The sequence below is a fragment of the Virgisporangium aurantiacum genome, from assembly GCF_016863635.1.
GTDB classification, from domain to species: domain Bacteria; phylum Actinomycetota; class Actinomycetes; order Mycobacteriales; family Micromonosporaceae; genus Virgisporangium; species Virgisporangium aurantiacum.
In genome coordinates, this window is the sequence record NZ_BOPG01000182.1 from 1 (window position 1) to 1,511 (window position 1,511).

The following is a 1,511-nucleotide window of genomic DNA, read 5'->3' on the forward strand; positions in this document are numbered from 1 at the left end:
GACCGTCATCGGGGTCGTGTCCGCTGCCACATGACTGTCAGCCAGGCCACTCCCACCAGCGAGATCACCGCAAGGCCGCTCCACTCCAGCACCGGGAACAGACGTGCCTGCTCCGATGTGGGCTGCACCAGCCAGCCGTTCGGCGTGGGCTGGTACTGCTCGCCCTCGGTGATCAGCAGGGTCAGGGTGAGGGCGATGCCGTGCATCGAGTCCCACAACGCGTGCAACGCCGAGACCCCGAGATACGCGGCGATCAGGCGTGCGGTGGCAGCGAACCGGCGCGGCTGCCCCCACGTGGCGAACAGCACCCCACCGAGGATGGCCGTCCACAGCCCGTGTCCCACCGGGGCGAGCAGGCCGCGCAGCAGCTCCGTCTGGACGACCTGTGTCAGCGACAGCCCGTCGACGGTGAACAACGCCGTGAAGGCGTACCCGGCGGACTCGAACGCGGCGAAGCCGAACCCGACCGAGGCGCCGAGGATCATGCCGTCGCGTCCGGATCGCACCGTCAGATGGCGGGTCAACACCGCCAGCGCGACGAGCTTGACCGCCTCCTCGATCAGACCGACCCCGACGAACAGCGGCACCGACGGGTTCAGCAGATAGGTCTCCAGCACCGACGCGGCCAGCACGCCGAGCACCCCACCGGTGATAAAGGTGTTGAACACCAGGCTTGCCGTGATCTCGCCGGTGTCGCGGCGGTCGAACGCCCACGCCACGAACGTCACCGGCACCAGGAAACTACCGAGCAGCACCAGAGTGGGCACCAGGTTCGGGTTCCCGGTGGCGAACGTGACGACCACCGTCGCCAACCACAGCGCCAACCCGACCAGGAAAATACGCAACCACGCCCGTCTCACCCGCAGATCGGCACGCGGCGTCGCGTTGACGTCGAGCATGGAAACCTCCGTGGACATGGATGACTCAGGCCGGGTTACTCAGGCCGTGGCCGGTCGGCCCAGGCCCGCATGCGAGTGCTCCTGCCGCAGCCGGCGCAGGCGCAGGCCGAAGGCGACCAGGACGACGCCGAACACGATGGAGAAACTGCCGATCAGGATCATCAGCGCCAGCGCCCCGGTTGCGGGCCACACCGCCAGGAGGATTCCGAAGAGCACCGAGCAGGCACCGCTGAGGATGTACAGCCACTCGCCGTGGATCTCCCGGCGCAGCCGGATCGCGGCCATGATTTCCAGCACGCCGGTCACCAGCGCCCAAGCGGCGATCACGTACAGCAGAGCCAGTGTGGTCACCCCGGGCCAGACGAAGGTGACGATGCCGGCGAGCACACCGACGACGCCTGCGAAGATGAGCCATCCGCGACGGCCACGGTGCTCGCCCGTGGCGGCGGCGACGAGGGCCAACACGCCGTCCACGAGAGCGTAGGCACCGAACAGGACGACCAGCACGAACACGGTGATGTCCGGCCAGATCAAGGCCAGCAGCCCGAACAACACGGCCGCCACACCGCGCAGTACGACAGCCCACCAGTACCGGATCAGGGTCTCCGACAT

At 68.0% G+C, this 1,511-nt stretch carries 2 protein-coding genes; both read right to left on the bottom strand.

Annotated features, from left to right (window positions below; translation table 11 throughout):
- Positions 1-5: 5 nt before the first annotated feature.
- The gene (locus Vau01_RS62935) at positions 6-899 is read right to left on the bottom strand and encodes a PrsW family intramembrane metalloprotease (protein ID WP_204015454.1); all 894 of its coding nucleotides are present in this window, start codon (positions 897-899) and stop codon (positions 6-8) included.
- A gap of 39 nt (positions 900-938) precedes the next feature.
- The coding region (locus Vau01_RS62940; RefSeq protein WP_204015456.1) for an HdeD family acid-resistance protein at positions 939-1,511 on the bottom strand (573 nt) is incomplete at its 5' end.

Coding starts and splice junctions, on each gene's coding strand:
- Vau01_RS62935 (WP_204015454.1), bottom strand. CDS start 899: ATGCTCGACGTCAACGCGACGCCGCGTGCCGATCTGCGGGTGAGACGG.